This window comes from Streptomyces sp. NPDC047130 (assembly GCF_040643475.1).
GTDB lineage: Bacteria > Actinomycetota > Actinomycetes > Streptomycetales > Streptomycetaceae > Streptomyces.
This window is the reverse complement of sequence record NZ_JBEYUK010000006.1, coordinates 95,095-116,300: the sequence shown is the minus strand read 5'-3', so window position 1 is coordinate 116,300 and position 21,206 is coordinate 95,095. Positions and strand designations below refer to the sequence as shown.

The window sequence follows — 21,206 nt, the reverse complement described above, 5'->3', positions numbered from 1 at the left end:
GAGCGACCATGTTCCACGCCCGCCGCGCCCTCGCCAAGCTCCGCACGATCACCCGCGACCGCCTCGCCCACATGCGGGACAACCCCGACGGCGGCTACACCACCGAGACCGTCATCGTCACCGCCCTGCTCGCGCTCCTCGCGATCGCCGTCGTCGGCATCATCGTCGCCAAGGTCACCGCCAAGGCCAACGGCATCGACCTCGGCTGACAGGACCCGACTGCACATGCTCGACCTCGCGCAGCGCCTCCAAGCCGACGACCGGGGTGCCGCCACGACCCAGTTGGTCCTGGTGGTCCCCGCCGTGCTGCTCATGATGCTGCTGACCGTCCAGTTCGCCCTCGCCTGGCATGGTCGGCACATCGCCCAGTACGCCGCCGAACGCGGACTCGCAGCGGCCAGGACCAAGGACTCCACTGCCGCCGCCGGGCAGGCCCAGGCCCGGCGCAGCCTCACCCAACTGGGCAGCCGCGTCCTCACCGGCCCCGCCGTCACCGCCGAACGTTCGCGGGAGCAGGCCACCGTGACCGTCCGCGGCAACGTCATGCCCGTCGTGCCAGGCCTGCACCTCAAGGTCAGCGGAACGGCGTCCGGAGCCGTGGAACGCCTCACCACGCCCGACGGAGGTACGCCATGACCGGCCCGCGGTTCCGTACCGGACGAGCCGAAGGCCGGGCTGCCGACGACCGGGGATCGGCCGCGCTCGAACTCGTCCTCCTCACACCACTGCTGATCGGCGTGCTGCTGGCCGTCGTCGCCCTCGGGCGGCTCGCGGACGCCCGCCTTGTCGTCACCGACGCCGCCCACCAGGCCGCCCGGGCCGCCTCCCTCGCCCGTACCGAGAGCACCGCTCGATCCGACGCCCGCCGCACGGCACGCGCCGCACTGGACGCCGCTTCCCGCTCCTGTACCCGGCCGCAGGTGACGCTGAGCGGCGACCTCACCCCGGGCACCGCCACCGCGGCCACGGTGTCCTGCACCGCCGACCTGGGGGACCTGACCGGCCTCGGCTTGCCCGGCAGCGTCACGGTGACCGGCAGCGCGCACTCGCCCGTCGACCAGTACCGGAGCGCGCCGTGAAAGGACCCATGGTGAGCCGGGGGAGCAGCACGCCGCTGGAAGGCGACCGAGGCCAGGTCACCGCGTTCGCCGTCGGCACGGTCCTCGCGCTCTGGCTCTTCGCCGGACTCGTCGTCGACGGCGGCCTCGCCCTCGCCGGCAAGACCCACGCCCTCGACGTCGCGCAGGAAGCCGCCCGCACCGGAGCCCAGGAACTCGACCTCGCCCGCCTCCGAGGCGCCCACGACATCCGCCTCCGCCCCGCCCAAGCCGCAGCCGCCGCCCGCACCTACGTCACCTCCGCCGGTGACACGGGCAGCGCGACCGTGCGCGGCAACACCATCACCGTGCGGGTCACCCACCAGCGGAAGGCGCAGATCCTCCGCCTCGTCGGCATCCATACCTTCACGCTCACCGCAACCGCCACCGCGCAGGCCGAACGCGTCACGCCCTGACAACGCGGCGGCTCCCAGCGAGCGGCCGAGGAAGAATCACCATGCCTCCCACATCGCCCACCCCGCTTCACCTCGGTAGCCGCCTGAAGGCCGCCGCCACCGCGGCGGCCACCGGCACGGTGACGCTGGCGGTTCTCGTCGGCATGCCCGCCGTCCTGTGGCGGTGCATCGGCACGCCCTGGCCGGAACCGGGCGCCTCCTGGGAGGACTTCACCGACCGTCTCGCCCAGCCTGTCACCGACCCGATGGTCGTCGAACTCCTCGGCCTCTTTGCCTGGGCGTGCTGGGCAGCCTTCCTCGTCTCCCTCGTGCGCGAGGCCGCCTGGTACGCCGCGCACGTGCCGCAGCTCCTCCGCGACCGACGCCTGCACCGAGAGCACCTGGCCGGTCTCCCGCGCCACCGCGCCCTTGTCGCGCTGTGCGTGGGCACCCTCGTGATCGCCCTGCTCACCGTCCTGCGGCCGCCGCAGGCATCAGCGACGGCAGTCCTTCCCGCCGCCTACCTGCACAGCGTGCGACTGGCGGCAGCCACGGCTCCGCTGCAGGTGACCGACGCCAAGGAGACGCCAGACCCGTCGACCGAGCGCACGAACCCGGCTGCGGAGGCGCCTCGGGCGGACTCGGGCGAGGGCCAGTGGTTCGAGTACACGGTCATGAAGGGCGACACCCTCTGGGACATCGCCCACGCCCACCTCGGCGACCCGCTCAAATGGCCTCGGATCTACGGCCTCAACAAGGACCGCCTCCAGCCCGACGGACGCCGACTCACCGATCCGGACCTCCTCCACCCCGGGTGGCAACTCACCCTGCCCGCAGCAGCAGCTGCGGTTCCGACGCCGGCACCTCCTGCCGGTACGACGACGGAAGAGCCTCCGAACCGGGCGCAGCAGACCCCCAAGGCCCCCGCTGCCCCTCACCCGCAGACCCGCAACGAGGCGGCACCGCAAGACCGGACGGCCAACCATCCCGCCGAAGCCGCCAAGCCGGACGTGGTTGCTAACTCGAGAGAGACCGCACCGGTCGCCATCGGCCTCGGCCCGGCTGGCCTGATCGGCATCACCGCGGCCGCCGGCCTGCTGGCCGCACGCCGCTACTGGTACGCCCACCACAACCGCCGCCGCGACGCGGACGAGACCCACCAGGCCCCACCGCTGAGCCCGCTCGTCGACATGGCCGCACGAGCAGCCCACGACGCCTCCCGCCCCGCACCGCACGAACCCGCCGCCGAACCCCTGATCACCCGCCAGGCCACTCTGCAACAGCCGCGCCCCGAGGGCGTCGTCACCATTGGCCGCGGTACCAGCGGCGAAGTTGCCCTCGATGCTCTGGCCGTCCCAGGAGGCTGCGCCTGGGTAGGACCGGGTGCCGAGGCCGCAGCCCGGGGGCTCCTCCTCGGCATCCTCACGGCCGCAGAACGCCGGCGCCTGAAGAGCCCGAGGACGACCGCTGTCGTTCCCGCCGACCTCGCTGCCGAACTCGTGCCCGGACTCCCGAGCCGCTTCTCCGCGCTCACCCAGGCGCCCACCCTCGCAGAGGCGATCCAGGCGGCCGAGCAGCACCTCATCGGCATGGCCCGAACCGACGACGAAGCCGCCCCCGGGAACCCGGAGCCCTCACCCGGTGAAAAGGGCCCGCTCGTCCTTGTGGTCACCCCGGACCCGGCCCACAACGGCCAACTACAGGCCCTCGCAGCCCGCGCCCATCCCCACCGCCTGGTCCTGGTCGCCCTCGGCAACCCCCTGCCCGGAGCCAATTGCTGGACCATTGCCGCCGACGGCACCACCACACGCACCGACACGCAGGGCCGCCAGACGGTGGACCCCCTCCGCCTGTACCACCTCACACCGGCCGGAAGCCGTGAGGTCCTCGACGTCCTGCTCACGGCCCACGGGTACCGCCCGCGCGTCCCCGCCCCCTCCGGGCGACCGGCACCCGCGCCTCCTCCGGTGCAGGAGCCCGCTCCGGACGTCGAGGAGGAACCCGACGAAGAGCCCAGGGCCGGCGTCCTGGAACCACGGTCCCTACGCGAACCCGCTCCTGAAGCAGCCCTTGTCCGGGCTCAGCCCCGCTCCGCCCAGAAGAAGCCGGTACGCGTCCATGTCCTCGGCCCGGTCACCCTCTACGCCCGCGGCAGCGAGACCCCCTTCGGCGCGAACCTGCGCAGCGAGGTCCACGAATTCCTCGCCCTCCTCGCCGCCCATCCGAAAGGCCTTCTGGCCTCCGACATCTCCGAGAAACTCAACCTCGAACCCGGCAATGAGCAGAACTCTCTGAAAAACCTCCGCCGCGCCGTACGTCGAGCGCTGCGCGGGGCGACGGGCACCAAGGAGCAGGAATTCATCCTCCTCCAAGGAGAACTCCACCGCCTCCACCCGGACCTCATCGAAACCGACCTCACCGATTTCACCGACGGCCTGAAGAATTCCGTCTCCTCCGGCGAACTCCTCCTCGATGACGCGGTCCAGGCGCTCCGCCACTACGGTGCGCCGTTCGCCCACGGCAGCGACTACCTCTGGGTCACCCCGGTCCGCGAGGAGCTCGCCACCCGAGCCATCGACGCGGCCATCCGCCTGGCTCGCCACGTCGAGCGCGCCGGCGCGCCGACCACCGGCGGCCGGGACACGCTCCTGCCTCTGCTGGAGCACCTGTGCGCGCTCCACCCTGAACGCGAACGCCTCGCCCAGCACACCATCCGCCTTTACCAGGCCGCCGGTCGCCAGGACGCCGCCCAGCACACCTTCACCCGCCTCCACCGCGCCCTCACCGACCTCGGCCTCGAACCCGACCAGGCCACGAAAGCCCTGATCGCTCCTCGTTCGCCGGCGGGCGCCGCTCGCTGAGGAGGCCGTCGAGGAGCACGCCTCGGACGTCGGTCGAGCCACTTGGAGGACGGCTCGACCCACGTGGCGTTTCGGTGCTCGCTTCCGTGCTCGTTTCCGTAGACGTTTCGGGGGGCGTCCTTGGATACGACGCCCCTCGTGCGCGTATTACCCCAGGTCAGGTGGCCTACGAGCCATCCGCGAGCGGGGCCGACTGTATATCAGTTCAGCGAAGCACCCCGATCTACTGACAGCCGGCCCGCCCGCCAGCTGCCCGTCACGTCCTGGCGCCCATCGGCATATCTGTTGCCCATCCGCCAACCCCTCTCTCTTCCTTCCTTTTTCTTCCTTCTCTTCCCGGCCTCCCTGAACGCCGGCCGAGCCGGGGCCGCTGGCCTGCCAGCAGGCACCGGCGGCGGCCCGGCGGCGGCCCGGCGGCGCACCTGTCGTTGTCGGCGGGGAGCACGACGCTTTCTGTCGTGCCGAATTGAGTTCCCCTCCATTCCCGTCGTGAATTCACGAGGATTCCAGCAATATCAAGCCCATTTTTTGGCCCTGGAACTCCGTTCATCGAGATACCTTTGAATTGTTCCCGGGCGGACCGGGAAGCGAATTCGAAGGAAATCTGTATTCCGCACACGGGATGAGTGCGCCCAAAAGCAGGCGACCGCCTCGCCCGGTGAATCCGGATCCTCGCCGAAAGAAAGGCACGCGCCATGACCACACCCCCCACCTCGTACGCCCCCGCCGCGCCCCAGCAGGGTGCCGCAGCCAGCCTCAGCCGGAAGCGCCCCGGCGAGCTGCGGGCGGCGGTCGCTCAGGTTCTGGCGACGAACCCTCAGCAGTCCTTCACCGTCACCGACCTCGCGAAGGTGCTGGGCCACTCCGGAGGAGCGATCGGCAACGCCTGCGAAACCCTGCTGCACCGGGGCGAGGCGGTGCGACGGGGCACCAACCCGCGCAAGTATCAGGCGAACTCCGCCACATCGAACGCCGCCCTCCGCGTCCCAGGCCCGGCCGCCGCGCCGTCGCCCGTACGCGCGCCGCGCCGCTCGGCCCCGGCACCGGCCGCACAGAACCTCCAGACCGGCCCGCAGCCGATCGTCCGCCCCAACGGCCAGCAGTACCACCCGCGCGCCCTCGCAGACCTCCCCGACATCGAGGCCCTGCGGCGACTGCGGAACACTCAGGTCCCGGTCCTCCTGTACGGGCCGCCCGGAACGGGCAAGACCTCGCTCATCGAGGCCGCCTTCCCCGACCTGATCACTGTCGCAGGCGATGGAGACACGACCGTCGGCGACCTCATCGGCGAGTACATCCAGAACGAAAAGGGCGGCTACGAGTTCGTCTACGGACCGCTCGTCACCGCAATGCAGGAGGGCCGCGCCCTCCTCCTCGACGACGCCACCCTCATCTCCCCGAAGGTGCTGGCCGCCCTGTACCCGGCCATGGACGGCCGCCGACAGATCCAGGTCAAGGCGCACAAGGGCGAGACCATTACCGCCGCCGAAGGCTTCTACGTGATCGCCGGACACAACCCCGGAGTTCACGGGGCCGTCCTGACCGAGGCACTGGCCAGCCGCTTCAGCGTGCAGATCCAGGTCGGTTCCGACTACGACCTCGCCGCCTCTCTCAAGATCAACCCGACCGCCGTCCGCATCGCCCGCAACCTCGCCACTCTCCAGAAGGCAGGCGAGATCGGATGGGCTCCGCAGCTTCGCGAGTTGCTCGCCTTCCAGAAGATCGCCGACGTGCTCGGCGCGGACGCCGCCTTCTCCAACCTCGTCGGCATCGCACCGCTGGAGGACCGCGACACGGTCACGGAGGTCGTCAGCAAGGCCACCGGCCGCCCGGTCACCGCCCTCTCCCTCGGCCGCCAACTCTGAGCCTCCGCCCGGCCCCGGCGGCCGCCGGGGCCGGGCGGGACACGGCCCCACCGGGCCACCACCCCCCAACACACACGGAAGGACAGACCATGCCTGCTCACTTCATGCCGGAACCCCCGAACGCGTACGCCCCCGGTGCCCTCTCCCAGTGGGAGGACGACGGCGGCCCCGCCTACGAGCCCGCTGTCGGACTCCGCGACCTGCACTGGATGCGGATCGGCGCGGAGATGGCCGCACGACTCCCCGAGATCGCCGGACGCGAGGACCTGATCGTCACCTGCAGGCCCGGCACCCAGTCCGGTGCACCGGCGGCCTTCTTCACGGACCTCGCCCACATCGAGGTGGACGGCAGGCTGTTCGGTCCGGTCCACCCGGCCACCGTCCACCTGGCCAAGCCGGGCGACGAGGAGGACCACCCGGTCGTCTGGGGAGCGCTCACCCACGAGGCCGCGCACGCCGCCCACACCAAGTGGCACACCCCGGAAGCCCTGCGGGGAACGGCTCAGGGCCACGCCGCCGACATCCTCGAAGAGTCCCGCATCGAGAAGGCCCACCTCGGCCGCCGCCCCCAGGACCGGACCTGGCTCCGGTCCGTGGTCACCGGGATCATCCAGGAGAACGTCACCCCCGAGGCGGGCGACGACAAGTGGCAGGCCGCCACCGCCGCCGGACTGATCCTCGCCCGCCGTGACGCCGGAATCCTCACCCCGGAGGAGACCGAACCCCTCGAAGCCGCCGTCACGACGATCCTCGGCCCCGACCTCCTCGCCAACCTGGCCGCCATCTGGCAGGCCGCTCACGCCACCGGCGACGAGGACGAGCAGAGCATGCTCGCCCACGCCAAGGCCTGGTGCGACCTCCTCGCCACGGAACCCGAGTTCCCGCAGCCCTTCCCGCAGCAGGGCCAGTCCGAGGAGCCCAGCGAACTCGCCGCCGCCATCGCGGAGGTGACCAGCACGGTCGACGTCAACAACGCAGCCGACACGGCCATCCGCGCCCGCAAGCGCGAGAAGGCCCAGCAGGCCGCCCGTGCCCAGCAGGCCGCCGAAGCTGCCGAGAAGGTGTTCCACCCCGAGACCGCGCAGGGCAAGAAGAACCAGGGCTCCGGCGCCAGCCCTGTAAGCGGCACCCGGCAGCCCACGTCTGCCGAGAAGTCCGCCGCCGGACGACTCGCCCGCGCCCTGCGCGCCGCCGCCTTCCGTGAGCGCACCGTCACGGTCACCGCCTCCGCCGCCCCGCCTGGACGCCTCAGCATGCGCGGGGCCCTCGCCCGCGACGCGCAGCGCGCCGCCGGTGCCGTGCCCACCGCCCTGCCCTGGATCCGCACCGAGCGTCGACAGGGACCGATCCCGCCCCTGCGGGTCGGGATCGCCGTCGACGTCTCCGCCTCGATGGACAACGCCACCGGACCGATCGCCTCGGCCGCCTGGATCGTCGCCAAGGCCGCAGCCCTCACCGACCCTGACTCCCGCACCGCGACGGTCGCCTTCTCCCGCGCCCTCACCGCGATCACCGCACCTGGCAAGGTCCCGTCCCGGGTGACGCGCTTCGACGCCAACGACTTCGGCCACAACCTTGCCGAGGTGATCGACGCCCTCACCGCCGGACTCGGCCTGACGACCCCCGGCGCGGGCCGCCTCCTAGTGATCGCCTCCGACGGCAGGTACGGACCCACCGACGCCACAGCCGCAGCTGAGCGGATCACCGCCCTGCGCGCCGCCGGATGCGCGGTCCTCTGGCTCGCCTTCGAACCGGGGGCAAGCCCGCTGCCCGGCAGCACCTTCCTCGAACTCACCGACCCGGCCCAGGCAGTCGCCGCCATCGGCAAGGCCGCCACCGCCGCCCTCGCAGCCACCTGACCGACCCGGGGCCGCCCCGCCCGGCGGGGCGGCCCCGGCCAACCACCAACCCAACCCTCCAAAAGGAGAAGCCAGATGAACTCCCAGACCCCCCAGACGCCCCTCGCCGACCGCGCCCACGCCGCAGCCGCGTACCTCCGCCTGGCACCCGAGCACAGCCCGTACGGCTCCTATCGGGGCGCGGACCACGCCCGCACGCGGGTCCGCCTCGCCGCGGTACTCGGCATCGGCCTCGACCGGATCGAGACCCAGCCGGACGGCATCCGCCGCCGCATCTTCCCCGGCGAACCGATCATCGCCACCGCGAAGTGCCCGGCCAGCGGCGAGACCTACACCTTCCTCGCCCGCAACCCGCTCTACGACGACGACCCGCTCGAGCTCCTCGGCCCTTGCCCGGAGTGCGGCGGCGAAGTCCCCCTCGCGGACATCCGCCACCTCGCCGACCTTGGCACCTACCTCGCCCGAGCCCCGCTCACCCTCCGCGACACCGACCGCCCCGACAGCCTCCCCGAAACCTTCCAGGAGGACGCCGGCCACACCCCCGACTGCCGCCACGGCGGTATCCGTTGACCGGCTGATTCTCCATCGGGCTGGGGGCCGCCTCCTGGCTAATCCAAGTTGTCGGAAGGTGAGATGGCTCAGCCACGCTTCTGGGGGCTCCGGAACGTCTGTCCCAGAGCCCCCAGTACAGCTACTTGCTCAGCGGCACCGCCTGCTCCTCCTGGTCGTCATGCCCAGAGTGCGCGCTCTGCTCATGGCGCTTGGTCGAGAAGTGCCGAAGAACGAGGGCGAGACCCGCGAGCATGGCCGCGAGGATCGTGCCGATAGCGGACGCTTCTTCCGGCTGGAGCTTGCCCAGCAGCATCAGCACGCAGAGCATGAGGCCGGAAAGCAGGATGACCGAGGCCGCCAGCACGGCTGGCCACGGGGGCGTGACCCTCGCCACCTTCTGCTTGTCGTAGGGGCGTCCGCCGTTACCGTTGTGCACTGGGTATCGATCCTTTCCAGGATTCACGCGTTTACCCGGCGGCCCCCTGCTCCAACAGGGGGCCGCAGTCATGCCTGAGCGCAGACCGCGGCCAGTGGCCTATGGGGTCGCCCTCCGTCGGGCGACCGTCCAATTGCCTCACCTTCGCGCCCTCGTAAGCAAGCAATGTCGAGTTGGCCACAGACGACGGGAGAGCGCGGAATCCCTAGCTCCAAAGGGAGTTGAGGAGGCGCCAGGCGGAGCAAGGTAAGAGCTCGGCGGCCCTTGACGTGCGACTATGTGAGTGGCGATCGCCACAAGGTGAACTAGCGCAATTTTGTGAAAATATCGCAAGCGTGATCTTGACTGCGGAAACGTTTGTGAGCGACCTCACAGCAGCTTATGGCGCCTGGTCAGAACGCTTTTCCTCTGATCGATAATCTCGTGTCCCCCGGCCGGGCGAGCCCTGCGCGTGGCCTAGGTCACTATGAGTTGCGTCACGGCATCGCTCGGGAGGTCAGGCTGCGGGGCTGAAAGCGCGACAGTCACTCTCTCCGCACCTGAGCCGATGTGAGACTAAATCCCCTTAGGGAAGCAACTATCGGTGATTGGCCAGGTTTCAATCTCCCTCCTGGGGATCTCAGTCATGGCCGACAAGTTCGCCCCTGCCTCTTTCGTCTCACCCTGGACTTCACGGAACCCCGGTAACTGCCGTCATTCGGCAGTTCTGGCGAGGACGAGGGCGCGCATGCCGTGCGCCTCCCGTACGTGTGGCCCACCTGGTTTTGGGTGGGCCACACGCCGTTTGCTGACTTCTACGCGCCAAGGCCCGGCCGGGCGAGACGGTAGGTCATGGGCCGGGTCGTGACCTGCTCGGCGTGGCCGTGGCGGGTGAGGGTGACGAGGGCGTTGGCGATGGCGCCGGAGGAGCGGCCGATCGCGCGGCTGATGCGGATTGAGGTGAATGACTCCTTGGGGTGGGTGGTGAGGTGGTCGAGGACCACCTGGTGGAGTGCGCCGGGGGCGAGGCGCTGGGAGTTGCCGCCGGGGATGACCGTCAGAGGCGGGGCGGTGCGCTGGGCGGGCAATTCAGGGGTGGTGGTGAGGGGGGTGCCTCGGCTGCGGGCGCGGCCGTCTCCGGGGTGGGCTCGGGCGTGGTGGTGGCTTCGGGCTCCGGGATGGTGGCCGGGGCGAGGGCTTCCGCGGGTGCCTCGGCGCCGGCGGGGTCGGCTGCTGCGCGGTGGACGTGACCGGTTTCGGGGCGTCGGAGGTCGGGGAGGCCTGCGGCCGGTCGGTGGCCTCCCCGGTTGAGGACGCCGGCCATACCCCAGACTGCCGCCACGGTGGCATCCGCTGAGCAGTTCAGAATCTGGACAGTTGACGGGATCTGCCGCCATCCGTGCCCTCTGGCTGGGCACCCGAACGAGGGCCTCGCATGGATCGTCATCCACGGCGAAGGGCGCGACGCTCCGTTTCCCTGAAGGGGGCTAGCGCGAGACCCACCAGCGTTGCAAGAACGGCACTTGTTTCAGCGCCCAATTCCACCAGTCGCGGTTACCGTTGCGGGTGGCGACGGGCCAGTGCCACCAGCGATTGTTTATGTCATCGCGGGCCAAGTCGAGGAATTTGCCTATCTCGTCGCGCAACTCGTCGGGGTCGGCGATCACATTGGTGGGGTCGCCGGGCGGAGGGGGCTTGATGCTCTCTTGGGACACCAAGTGAACATCGCTGATGCGGTGCTCGGCGATCGCGGGGTGATCGTCGTGGATGGGTATGTCGGGCCAGGCGGTGAGGGTGTGCGGATCCAGCCAGGTGCCCACGATGCGTTGGCAAAGTGTTGCTGCAGCCTCCCGGACTCGCCGGGGCGCCCGCAACTCGACGGAGTGGCAGGTGGCGTACAGATCGTTGACGCCGGAGGTGCCCCGGCCTTGATAGAAGGTGGCGCAGGCCTGGACAAAGCGATCGTAGGCCGCGGCGCGGTCTTCGCGGCGGCCGTGCTTGACCATGACGGTCGGACTGCTGGCCGCCTGCGCCATCTTCATAGCGGCCTGGGTCAGCGCGCGTGTCGCGAGTATCTCAGGAGACGTCATGGCCTGGACTGTAGCCAGCGCCTCTGAGGTCAGGGCTGCATACTGAGGACTCGCATGGATTATTGAGTGCGAAACGGTGGAGGCGGGATTGTCGGCCTCCACCGTTTGGGTGGAGCGGTACTTTCGCTCCGGTGGTGGGCGAACAGTGTCCTCAGACACGCCGTGGCCCACTACCCCCTAGCTTTGATCAGTAGGGCGGGGGAACTTGCGGTCCCAGAGGAGGCCGAGGCCAGCGAACAGGGTGACGGCGATGGCCAGGACGTCCGCGACGCTGCCCACGGTTTCCTGAGCGGCGTCGCTCTCCAGCGTCGCCGTGAAGAGACGTATGCTCGCGCACCCAGTGACGAACCACAGGAACAAGCTGCGGCGTGACTCCCAAGGCATGCTTGCGGTTTGCTCGTTCAGCAGACGGGCCTGCTCCTCAAGTGCCGCCGCTTCGGGTCCCTCCAGTACGAGATTGTCCTCAAGGACCGCACTGTCGGCTTGCTGAAACGCGTCTTGGAGAACGTCCGAGATATCGCCGCGGGTCTCGACGGACAGCTGCTCCCACGGCTCAAGACCGCGGAAGAGACTGTCAAGGAACGACAGATTGATCCGCGGTATGGCCTCGGCGAACAGAGCTACGTGGTTGGCGATATGTGTGAAGTCCATCGCTTGCACGGTTGCAGCCATGGCCAGCACAGGTTGGAAGGCTTGGGCGAGTGCGGCTGGGTCTATCTGGGTGGTGATTTGCCGTACGGCGTCACTCATCTGGAGGAGAGCAGGGCCGAGAGCGGCCACCTGCCCGGAGACCTGGCTGGCCATGGCCGCCACGTGAGCCAGAGCGTCTTGGAGCGTAGGGTCGTTGAATACATCGGACGGCAGCAGCGGATCGCCGGCTGAATCGAGGCTCATGCCGGTTAGCCTTCCACACGGCTCCGACACCGCCCTCGGATCCCCACCGTCTCATCATGCCTGGGCGGTTAATCGAGACTTCGGATCATGCAAGGACGGCGTCGCTGCCGTTTTCGACAATTTGGTGCAGTAACAGGTACGGGTGCCTCCGTGGTCCCGAATTCATGTGGCGGTGGTCCTTGGGCCTCGTTTCGGTCTTACGGCTGTGGGACGTCTCGTGTGTGGCCCGCCCTTACAGGGCGGGCCGTGTGGATACCTACGCGTCAAGCCCTGTCTGCGCCAGCCGGTACGTCATGGGCCGGAAGGTGACCTGCTCGGCGTGGCCGTGGCGGGTGAGGGTGACGAGGGCGTTGGCGATGGCGCCGGAGGAGCGGCCGATCGCGCGGCTGATGCGAGTTGAGGTGAACGCTTCGTCGGGGTGGGCGGTGAGGTGGTCGAGGACCATCTGGCGGAGTGCGCCCGGGGCGAGGCGCTGGGAGTCGCCGCCGGGGATGACCGTCAGAGGCGGGACGGTGCGCTGGGCGGGCAACTCGGGGGCGGCGGTGAGGGGAGAGGGTGCCTCGGCTGCGGGTGCTGCCGCCTCGGCCGCGGGCTCCGGGACGGCGGCCGGGGCCGGGGCGAGGGCTTCCGCGGGTGCCTCGGGTGCGGGCGGGGCCGCCTGCTGCTCGGTGGGCGTGACCGGCTCCAGGGCGTCGGGAGTCGGGGCGGCATGCGGCTGCTCGGTGACGTTCGTGATGTCCGCCGGGGGCTCGGGGGCGGCCGGGGCGGTCGTCTTCCAGAGGTCCGGGGTGCGGACGGTTCCGACGTAGTGGCCGGTGACGCGCTGGGCGAGGCCGCGCTGCTCGAGGGCGGCGAGGGCCTTGGCGGCGGTGGAGCGGCCGAGGCCGATCGCGGTGGCGATGTCGGGGGCGGAGGTCGGGTCGGTGAGTACCTGGAGGTGGGTGTGGACGGTTCGGTAGGAGGGGGGAAGGGCGGCCAGCGGGTCGCCGGCGGGGGTCTCGGGGGCGGTGGTGGGCAGGGTGGTGACAGACATGTGGGGTCCTCGTTTCCGTGTGGTCGGGCGGTGAGGTCCCCGGCCGGGGGCGGTACCGATGGGCGGTCCGCGGTGTTCGTCGGGGCGCGTGCGCAGCGCGTGGTTCCCGGACGAACGGGGCCGTGACGTGCGGGCTACGGCAGTCCGTGTGTCCGCTCGGGTGGTCGGCCACGACCATGGACGCTCGATGGCGGCGACGAAGTCAAGCGGTGTCATCCGGATGGTGTCGGGGGATGTCGGATCGGGTGGTGGGAGCGGGTGATCGGTCGGTGGGCGGGGTGCCGGTCGGTGCCGGTTCGGCGGGGTCGGCCGGCTCGGTCGGGCAGGGGCACGGGGCGTTCGGGCGGTGGATGCGGAGCTGTTCGTGGAGCCGGGCGGCGCGGCGGGGGCCGATGCGTAGGTCTTGCCGGAGGCGCCAGACGCTGACGGGGGAGCCGGTCGTCATGCGGACCGTTTCGTCCAAGGCCACGGCAGCGCCCCATAGTTCGTCGTCGATCGGTGATGAGCCGCTCGGTTCGGGCGCGGGGTCGGCTTCCGGGTGTGGTGGCAGGTCGGGCGGGGGCGGGGTGTCGTCGGGGGAGGGCAGTTCGTTGCTGGCTGGGTCCAGGAGTTGGCTGACCGTTCGGCGGTAGGCGGCGATCGTCTCGGTGAGGCCGATGAGCAGTAGCGCCGGGGTGAGGTGGAGGAGGACGGCCGCGGGGTCGGCGTGGCGGGGCCAGCCGATGTGGCGGTCGGGCCAGAGGCTCTCCCAGGTATTCATCAGAGCGGCGGTGCAGCCGGCGGTCCAGCGCAGGGCGGTGGACCAGGCGGGCGGGGCGATGCCCCAGGAGGCGAGGCGGGCGTCGACGTAGAGGACGCCGGCGAGGGTGGTGCCGATCATCGGGTCCAGGAGGACGGCGATGGGGAGTGGGACGTCTCGGCTGGTGGCGAAGCGGGTGACGTTGACGGTGGTGAAGACCAGGGCCAGGGCGGCGACGACGCCCAGGACGCGGGTCATGTTGCGGAGCAGCGCGACGGCCTCGTGGGTCGGGACGGCGGGTTTCATCGTTTGCCGCCTCGTGCCCAGGGGCGGGTGGCGCCCTGATAGGAGGGGGAGTTGGTCCTGGCTGGGCTCTTCTTGACGTGGGAGCCGGTGTAGGGGGCCTCGATGGATTTGCCGCCGCCGATGTAGAGGGTGACGTGGGTGATGTTGCGAGGGCTGGGGCCGAAGAAGAGGAGGTCTCCGGGGAGGAGGCGTGCGCGGCGGCGGAGTCGGGGGCCGTGGTTGAACTGGTCCTGGGCGACGCGGGGGATGGTGATGCCGGCTGCTCGGTAGGCGGCGCGGGTGAGGCCGGAGCAGTCGAAGCCGCCCTCGGAGGGTCCGTCGCCGCCCCAGACGTAGGGGGTGCCGAGCTGGGCGCGGGCGAAGGTGATCGCTCTGCGGGCCGCCCGAGTTGGGGCGACGGGGGCGGTGCGGTCGGAGGAGGCGTTGTAACGGTCCGCTGTGCGCAGGACCTTGTCGACGTAGGCGTTGGAGGGGTTGTAGTGCCAGATCGCGCGGCGGATGTCTCTGCCGCCTCGTGCGCCGTGGGCGCACAGGAGGCGGGCGGCGGCGTGGACGGCGTCGACGCGGTCCCAGGGGGTGGGCGGGTTCTTGCCGCCGGGCGGCACGGGATACGCGTAGAGGCGGAAGGTGGACGGGAGGAACTGCATCGGGCCGACCGCTCCGGCGCTGGAGACCATGGTCGGGTGCCGGCCGTGGTCGGTCTCGACCTTGCCGATGGCGGCGAGGACCGTCCAGGGCAGGCCCGGGCATTCGGCGGCGCCTCGCTGGTAGAGGGCGGCCATGCCGGGCGGGAAGTCATCGTGGGTGCTGCCGGTGGCGGGGCCGGTGAGCGCGGTAATGAGGGCGACGGCGGCCAGTAGAGGGAGGGTGATGACCGCGCAGCCGACGCCTCCGACGGTCTTGGCGAGGGTCGAGCTCATGCGCTTCCTCCGAGGGCCGGGGGCAGGGGCGGGACGGGGAGGGTGAGGGCGGTGTCGGCGTCGGTGGGGTCGAGTCCGGCGGCGGGGGAGAGCGAGGGCCAGCGGGCGGTGAGGTTGGCGAGGGTGGTGCGGCGGGTGTCGCCGGGTGGGAGGGGTGACCACCACGGGCCCCAGGGGGTGGAAGTGGTGAAGTCGGCGGAGGAGGTCGCGACGGTGAGGCCGAGTTCGCGGGCGGGTGCGGCCAGGCGTTGGCGAAGGAGCTGGGCGTGGGATTCGGTGCGGGTGTGGAGGAGGAGGGCCGGGCTGGTGCCGGTGGTGGTGGCGAAGGCGGCGTAGCCGGGGAGCTTGGCCTCGACGCGGGCGAGGGATTCGCTGCCGGTGTCGTACTCGAGGAAGAACGGCAGGAGTTGGCCGTCGGCCTGCCAGTGGGCGTAGGCGTCGGGGCGGATCAGGTCGCCCCAGCGACGAGCGCAGGAGCGGGCGGAGAGCCAGAGGCTGAGGCGGTGGTCGGGGGCGGTGCGGGTGCGGGCGGCGAGGTGGGTGAGGAGTTCACTGACGCCCAGGTCGTGACCGAGGGAGGGCGAGTAGGCGATGCGGCCGGTACGGGAGGAATGCCAGCCGACCTCGGCGAGGTCGCATCCGGCGGCGGAAGCGAGAAGCGCTGCTCCGGCCGGGCCGAGGGTGTAGTGCTCGGGCGCGGAGCCGGTCTGGGCGAGGGGGCGGAAGGAGTCGAGGACGCCGAGCTGGTGGAGGGTGAGCAGGCGTCGCTGGGCGGTGCGGAGGGCACCGAAGGCGAGGCGGGTGATCTGGTGACTGGTGAGCACCTTGTGCTCGTTGACCATCCGGGTGAGCCACACATCGCGGTCGGTGAGGTGCCGGCTGAGAGCGGCGACGTCGATGTAGCGGGCGGCGCGGGAGCGGGGCCGGGACGTCGCGGCGCGCGGGGTGTAGCGGGCTCCGGGGCCGGATGCGGGGCGGGGCAGTGCGGGCATGGCGATGCCTCCAAGGGACGGGTCGTGGAGGGCGGTTCAGCGGGTGGCGGGGCGCGGGCCGGTGCGTCCGGCGGCTGCGGCGCGCAGGTCGCGGGCACGGCCGGGGACGGCTGGTGGCAGGGGCCGGGTGGTGAGGGTGAACGCGGATGCCTCGGCTCCGCCGGACAGGAGATGGGCGGCCGCCTGGTACGGGCCCAGGTGTGCGAGGTCGTGCGCGGCCAGGGTGGGGAGCGTGTGGCGCTCCAGGGCGTTGGAGTCCTCGGGGGAGGCGTTGAAGAAGATCTTGTTGCGGGCGTTGGCGGAGATGCCTTCGCGCAGGTCGCGGGGGAGCTGGGCGAGGTGCTGGTGGGCCAGCAGCATGGAGAGCCGGTAGCCGCGGGCCTCGGCGAGCATGTCCTCCAGCGGGTACGGCAGGGTGAGGAAGTTGTGGGCCTCGTCGATGCTGAGCGTGGCGTCGATCCGGGAGTGCTCGGGCGTGCGGGCGCGGGCTGCGGCGGCCTGCCAGGTGCCGGCGACGATGAACGAGCCGAGGAGCCGGGCGGTCTCCTCGCCGAGGGCGCCCTTGGGCAGGCGGGCGAGGAGGATGCCGCCGTCGAGGACCTGGCCGAGGTCGAAGGTGGACGGGCCGGCGGCGATCGCGCGGCGGGCGAAGTCCCGGAGGAGGAAGGCGCGCAGCTTGTTCATCACCGGGCCGATGACCGCGGCGCGTGATGGTTCGGACATCGACTCGTACCAGTCCCAGAACCCGCGCAACACCGGGTCCTTGAGCGCCGGGACGATCCGCAGCCGGTAGGAGCTCTCGCCCAGGAGGCGGGGGACGTCGGCGAGGGTGACGGTCTGGCGGGTGCGTTCGCGGTGCTTGAGGAGGGTGAGGCAGGCGGCGCGCATCACGTCGTCGGTGCGCGGTCCCCAGAAGGCGGAGAAGATGCGGCGGAAGATGCCGGTCAGGTTGTCGACGACGACGTCGATGTCCGCGCCGTCCAGGACGTTCAGGCAGGGTGGAGTGTGGGGGTCGTCCGGGTCGATGAGGACCAGGCGGTCGGCGCAGTCGTCGGGGAGCCGGTCCAGGAGGTCGGTGACGAGGTCGCCCTTGGGGTCGATGACGATGACGCCGCGGTGGTTGCGGACGTCGTCGAGGACGAGGTTGGCGATCAGCGTGGACTTGCCGGAGCCGGTGGCGCCCATGACGTGCAGGTGGTGGCGGGCGTCCGGCACGCTCAGGCCCACGCCCCTGCGCGCGCCGGTGTCCGACTGGCCCAGCGGCTTCACGCCGCTGCCGGGCGTGGCCTCCGGGATCGACGGGGGCGGCAGCACGGACCGCGCTCCGGCGCGGCGCAGGCCGGGAGCGTCCGGGTCCACGGGGAGGTGGGCGAGGGCGGCGAGTTCGGGGACGGAGAGCAGGGCGGGCCGCCGGACGGCCGGGTGGCGGCGGTCGCTGAGGTGCGGCTCGGGTTGGCGCAGGCGGGTGCGGACCAGGTAGTTGCGGTCGGCGAAGAGGCCGAACGCCGAGGCCAGGGCGTGGGCGCGGCCTCGCACGAGGTCCGGGGCGGCGTCCGGCTTCGGCGAGCAGGAGGCGGCGTAGGTGATCGTGCACTGCCACTGGGCACCGGCCTGCTTGACCGCCATCTGCCGGACCGCGGCGCTGTGTTCCGGGTCCAGCTTGCCCGTGGTCGAGGGCTGGGACCGGTGGAAGAGGAGCGCGACGAGCGCTGGCAGGCGTCCTGGGGCTTGCCCGGCCTTCAGCGTGCGGGCCTGGCGGCGGGCGCGGCGCAGGGCGAGACCGGTGGCGGGGCGGGCGAAGATCTGCACGCACGCCGTCTCCTCCTCACCCATGCCGGTGGCCGCCTGGAGCAGCGGGCGCAGCGGATCGGTCGTGTGGTCGGTGCGCAGCGGGAGCACGTCGGGCTTGGCCAGCCGCATCCGCCCGGCGCTCACCTCGTGCCCGGTCGGCAGCAGCGGCTCCGGGTCGGTGACGCGGGTGTGCGCGCCGGGCCAGGCCGCCTCAACGGCGCGGCGCACAAGGTCGAGCGGGACGGTGCCGGGGACCCAGAGGCGGATCCGCAGACCGGTGTGCGTCCAGGAGTACTCGAACGCGAGGTGCGGTTGGCCGGAGATGAGCCGCCGCCACCACGGCCGCAGCAGCCCGGCGAGCTGCGCCCACAGGACGCGGCCGCCGTTCGGAGCGACGGTGGGCGGGGCGAGGATCTCGACCATCCGCGCGCCGGTGGACCACTGGCGGTGCCGGTGGTCGAGGAGCCGTCGGCGGGCCACGGTGCCGGCGGACCCGGCCACGAGCAGGCACGGCAGGAGGAGCGGGGCCGCCGACCAGAGCCAGTCCAGGGTCGCGTGGAACAGGGCGGAGGGGGAGAAGGCTTCCGGATGGAGGAGGAAGTCGACCAGGAGGCCGGAAGGCTGCCCGGGGTCCGGCGGCGGCGCGGCGAGGATGGCGGTGGTGGTCACAGCTCCCACTCCTCGTCGACGCCGACCGTCTTGCCGGGGCGGGCGGTGAGTTCGGCGGGGTTCGTGGTGACGATGGCGTGCTCGCCGGGTGCGGCGACGCTGGCGAAGGCGACCTTGTGCCGGCGGTCGCCGGTGAGCAGCAGTGCCTCGCCCTGGGCGGCCGTGAGGAGGAAGTCGCGTTCTCCCTGGCACAGGTTGAAGGTCTCGCTGATTGTGTCGATCGCCTGCGGGGCCTGGTGCAGGAGGATCTGCGTCGCCGCGTTGGAGACGATGGCCCGTCCCAGCGGCGAGGCGAGGACATCGTCGGCGTCCTGGGTGACGACCGCGAGGCCGGTCCAGTGCTTGCGGGCCGCCTTGGCCATCCGGAAGAGGAACCTCGCCCCGGCGCCCTCGCGCATCAGCAGCCACGCCTCATCGACCACGACCAAGTGCCGGCCGGCCTGGGGGCGGTAGGTGACCTGCCGCCAGATCGCGTCCAGCGCGAGCAGCATCGCCGGAGCCTTCACCTCCTCCGGCAGCTGCCGCAGAGCGAACACGACCAGGTGGCCGGACAGGTCGCTGGTGCTCTGGCCGTTGAAGAGCCCGGCATGGGAGCCGGTCACGTACGGAGCCAGGCGGGCGGCGACGGCGCTCGCCGGGACGCTGCCGTCGTCGGCGAGGACCTCGGTCAGGTCGGTGAGGGTGGGCGGGGTGCGTCGCCAGGTGCGGGCGTCGGCGGTGATGCCGGCGCGGGCGTAGCAGGCGAGGATCGCCCGGTCCAGGGCCGCTTTCTCGTCCGGGGACGGCTCCGCACCGAGCAGCACTGCGAGGAAGGTGTGGAGGAAGAGGATGCGCCGGGTCAGCAGGTCCTCGCCCGTGGCGGTGGCGGCCGGGAGATCGAACGGGTTCACGCGGACCCCGTCGGCTCCGAGGTCCAGGACGGTGCCGCCGACGGTTTCGGCCAGGCGCACGTACTCGTTCTCCGGGTCGATGACCGAGGCGGTGACGCCGGTGAACAGCAGGCGCAGCAGCTCCAGTTTGGTGAAGTAGGACTTGCCGGCGCCGGAGCGGGCCAGGGTGATCGAGTTGTAGTTGTCCTGCCCGAACCGGTCCCAAAGCACCGGTGTCCCGGAAGCCGCGTTCAGCCCGTACAGCACCCCGGTCGGCGCGCCGTCGTCGCCGGTGGACTGGGGGAGGTCGGGGCCGGTGAAGGGGAAGCAGGCGGCCAGGGCGGCGGTGTCGAAGGAGCGGCGGATCTTGAGGGTGTCGACGCCGAGGGGGAGAGTGGCCAGCCAGGCGGGCAGCGCCCGGTAGGTGGTCGGGGCGACGCTCAGGAGGAGTGACTCGGCCACCGCGCGGACCGCCGCGGTCTGCTCGGCGAGGGACTCCTCGTCGGGCGCGTGCACGGTGAGGTAGAGCGAGACGTGGAAGAGCTTCCCCTCGCCGCGGGCGATCCGGTAGGCGAGGTCGGCGGCGTCGGCCGCTGCGGCCTCCACCTCGGGGTCGTCCAGGTGCCCCTTCTCGTAGCCGCTGCGCCGACCCGACTCGAGGCGGGCCCGCTGCTTCTTCAGCCCGGCGGCGGCCGTGGCGTTGGGGATCGGGTCGATGTGCAGGGCGATGTCGAGGTGCCCGGGGAAGTTCAGCAGCGGCGCGAGCCAGCCGGGCGTCACCTCGGACGGGTAGCCGGTGACGACCAGGGTGGTGGCCAGGTGGCCGCCGATGGCCAGCATCCGTGCGTGGACCTCGACGGCTTCGGGACCGGCCACGTCGAGGAGTCGGTGGGCGTCGACAGTGGGCGCGGCGTTCATGAGCGGGGTCCTTCCGGGGAGGTGGCAGCTGGGGTGATGTCGGCGTTGGCGGCCTGGGTGATCAGGGCGCGGGTGCGCCAGCCGTCGAGCGGAGTGACGGTGATCTCGGCAGCGGCGAGGGAGCGTTGGGCTTCGGAGACCCGCTGGACGACGCGGCCCGCGTTCGCCGACGGCGACCGGGCGGCGTTCTCGCGGCTGACGAGGACGATCTGCCGGCCCAGCGCGCTGCCGCCGTGGGCGGTCAGCTGGGCCAAGTAGTCGGCGTGGGCGCGGGCCGCCTGCTCCAGCGCGGGGTGCGGCAGCGCGGCAGCGTCCTGGTGCAGCCGGTCGGCGACCGGGGCGAGATCGACGCTGTGGCAGCGCACGAGTAGTTGGGCCGGGCCGGTGAGGGAGTTGAGCCAGCGGGCGAACCCGGCGGTCAGGCTCTGCTGTTCCGATACGGACCGCAGGGCGAAGTTCACCGTGGAGCAGGTGGCGAGGGCAACCTCCCCCTCGGAGCCGAGGCTGACCACGCCGGCCTCGGTCACTGTGTCGCACGGCATGTGCATGGCTGCGGGTGGCGGTCCGGCGTTGGCCGTCCACGGGGTGGGGAGGAAAGAGGGGAGAGGCGGCACGCCTTCCGGGGCGTGGACCTGCCGTTTCGGCGTGCGCGCGTAGGCGAGGCGGGCGGCGAGGAAGCGGTCCAGGCCCACGCCCTCACGCCGTCCGAGAGCCAGGGCAGCCGCGGTGCCGGCCACCGGGACGACCAGGACGAGGTAGACCAGCGGGGCGAGGAACGGGCGGCTGAGCCACCAGCCGCCGTAGAGGAGCAGCGCGGTGACGGCGAGGATCACGGTCTGCCGGAGGGTGAAAGGGCCGAGGACTCGGTCAGGGCGGGAGATGTCGGCGGGGATGCGCGTCGAGTACGGGAACTCGCCCGACTGCTCGGGGTGCGGCACGGG

19 protein-coding genes are annotated in these 21,206 nt (G+C 71.6%); 8 read left to right on the top strand and 11 right to left on the bottom strand.

The window, feature by feature from the left end; genetic code table 11:
• The first annotated feature begins 8 nt into the window (after positions 1 to 8).
• The 8 genes from ABZ836_RS11065 (at position 9) to ABZ836_RS11030 (ending at position 8,647) form a co-directional block, all read left to right on the top strand.
• Positions 9 to 209 carry a hypothetical protein gene (locus tag ABZ836_RS11065; protein ID WP_361141312.1) on the top strand — a complete coding sequence of 67 codons (201 nt, stop codon included), beginning with the start codon at positions 9 to 11 and terminating at the stop codon, positions 207 to 209.
• A gap of 16 nt (positions 210 to 225) precedes the next feature.
• Positions 226 to 636 (top strand): TadE/TadG family type IV pilus assembly protein, encoded by a 411-nt coding sequence (locus ABZ836_RS11060; RefSeq protein ID WP_361141310.1) that lies wholly within the window; start codon positions 226 to 228, stop codon positions 634 to 636.
• A complete protein-coding gene (locus ABZ836_RS11055; RefSeq protein ID WP_361141308.1) occupies positions 633 to 1,079 on the top strand; it encodes a TadE/TadG family type IV pilus assembly protein in 447 nt (148 codons plus the stop codon). The genes ABZ836_RS11060 and ABZ836_RS11055 overlap by 4 nt, the downstream gene beginning before the upstream one ends.
• Positions 1,080 to 1,087: 8 nt before the next feature.
• On the top strand, positions 1,088 to 1,513 hold the full coding sequence (locus ABZ836_RS11050) for a Tad domain-containing protein (protein WP_361141306.1): 426 nt from the start codon (positions 1,088 to 1,090) through the stop codon (positions 1,511 to 1,513).
• A 41-nt stretch (positions 1,514 to 1,554) separates the two neighbouring features.
• Positions 1,555 to 4,353: a BTAD domain-containing putative transcriptional regulator gene (locus ABZ836_RS11045; protein WP_361141304.1), complete on the top strand. Its 2,799-nt coding sequence runs from the start codon at positions 1,555 to 1,557 to the stop codon at positions 4,351 to 4,353.
• 695 nt (positions 4,354 to 5,048) lie between these two features.
• Positions 5,049 to 6,218, top strand: coding sequence for an AAA family ATPase (locus ABZ836_RS11040; protein ID WP_361141302.1), 1,170 nt, complete (start codon positions 5,049 to 5,051; stop codon positions 6,216 to 6,218).
• A gap of 89 nt (positions 6,219 to 6,307) precedes the next feature.
• Entirely contained in the window at positions 6,308 to 8,077 is a 1,770-nt protein-coding gene (locus ABZ836_RS11035) for a VWA domain-containing protein (RefSeq protein WP_361141301.1), read from the top strand.
• 75 nt (positions 8,078 to 8,152) lie between these two features.
• On the top strand, positions 8,153 to 8,647 hold the full coding sequence (locus tag ABZ836_RS11030; RefSeq protein WP_361141299.1) for a hypothetical protein: 495 nt from the start codon (positions 8,153 to 8,155) through the stop codon (positions 8,645 to 8,647).
• 121 nt (positions 8,648 to 8,768) lie between these two features.
• On the opposite strand, the gene ABZ836_RS11025 is transcribed toward ABZ836_RS11030, so the two are convergent.
• The 11 genes from ABZ836_RS11025 to ABZ836_RS10975 form a co-directional block, all read right to left on the bottom strand.
• Complete coding sequence (locus ABZ836_RS11025; RefSeq protein WP_361141297.1) at positions 8,769 to 9,065, bottom strand: hypothetical protein; 297 nt, start codon at positions 9,063 to 9,065, stop codon at positions 8,769 to 8,771.
• Positions 9,066 to 9,859: 794 nt separating this feature from the next.
• On the bottom strand, positions 9,860 to 10,132 hold the full coding sequence (locus ABZ836_RS11020; protein ID WP_361141295.1) for a hypothetical protein: 273 nt from the start codon (positions 10,130 to 10,132) through the stop codon (positions 9,860 to 9,862).
• Between the two features lie 399 nt (positions 10,133 to 10,531).
• Entirely contained in the window at positions 10,532 to 11,134 is a 603-nt protein-coding gene (locus ABZ836_RS11015) for a hypothetical protein (RefSeq protein WP_361141293.1), read from the bottom strand.
• Between the two features lie 177 nt (positions 11,135 to 11,311).
• Positions 11,312 to 12,028, bottom strand: coding sequence for a hypothetical protein (locus ABZ836_RS11010; protein ID WP_361141291.1), 717 nt, complete (start codon positions 12,026 to 12,028; stop codon positions 11,312 to 11,314).
• Between the two features lie 256 nt (positions 12,029 to 12,284).
• Positions 12,285 to 13,061, bottom strand: a complete 777-nt coding sequence (locus ABZ836_RS11005) for a hypothetical protein (protein ID WP_361141289.1) — start codon at positions 13,059 to 13,061, stop codon at positions 12,285 to 12,287.
• Positions 13,062 to 13,263: 202 nt separating this feature from the next.
• Positions 13,264 to 14,106, bottom strand: a complete 843-nt coding sequence (locus ABZ836_RS11000) for an extensin (RefSeq protein WP_361141287.1) — start codon at positions 14,104 to 14,106, stop codon at positions 13,264 to 13,266.
• Positions 14,103 to 15,026, bottom strand: a complete 924-nt coding sequence (locus ABZ836_RS10995; protein ID WP_361141285.1) for a bifunctional lytic transglycosylase/C40 family peptidase — start codon at positions 15,024 to 15,026, stop codon at positions 14,103 to 14,105. Before ABZ836_RS10995 ends, ABZ836_RS11000 begins: the two co-directional genes overlap by 4 nt.
• Positions 15,023 to 16,018 carry a replication-relaxation family protein gene (locus ABZ836_RS10990; RefSeq protein ID WP_361141283.1) on the bottom strand — a complete coding sequence of 332 codons (996 nt, stop codon included), beginning with the start codon at positions 16,016 to 16,018 and terminating at the stop codon, positions 15,023 to 15,025. The genes ABZ836_RS10995 and ABZ836_RS10990 overlap by 4 nt, the downstream gene beginning before the upstream one ends.
• Before the next feature lie 36 nt (positions 16,019 to 16,054).
• Positions 16,055 to 18,478 (bottom strand): DUF87 domain-containing protein, encoded by a 2,424-nt coding sequence (locus ABZ836_RS10985; RefSeq protein ID WP_361141281.1) that lies wholly within the window; start codon positions 18,476 to 18,478, stop codon positions 16,055 to 16,057.
• Positions 18,475 to 20,265: a conjugal transfer protein TraC gene (locus tag ABZ836_RS10980; RefSeq protein ID WP_361141279.1), complete on the bottom strand. Its 1,791-nt coding sequence runs from the start codon at positions 20,263 to 20,265 to the stop codon at positions 18,475 to 18,477. The genes ABZ836_RS10985 and ABZ836_RS10980 overlap by 4 nt, the downstream gene beginning before the upstream one ends.
• The gene (locus tag ABZ836_RS10975) at positions 20,262 to 21,203 is read right to left on the bottom strand and encodes a PrgI family protein (RefSeq protein WP_361141277.1); all 942 of its coding nucleotides are present in this window, start codon (positions 21,201 to 21,203) and stop codon (positions 20,262 to 20,264) included. Before ABZ836_RS10975 ends, ABZ836_RS10980 begins: the two co-directional genes overlap by 4 nt.
• Between the last annotated feature and the right edge of the window lie 3 nt (positions 21,204 to 21,206).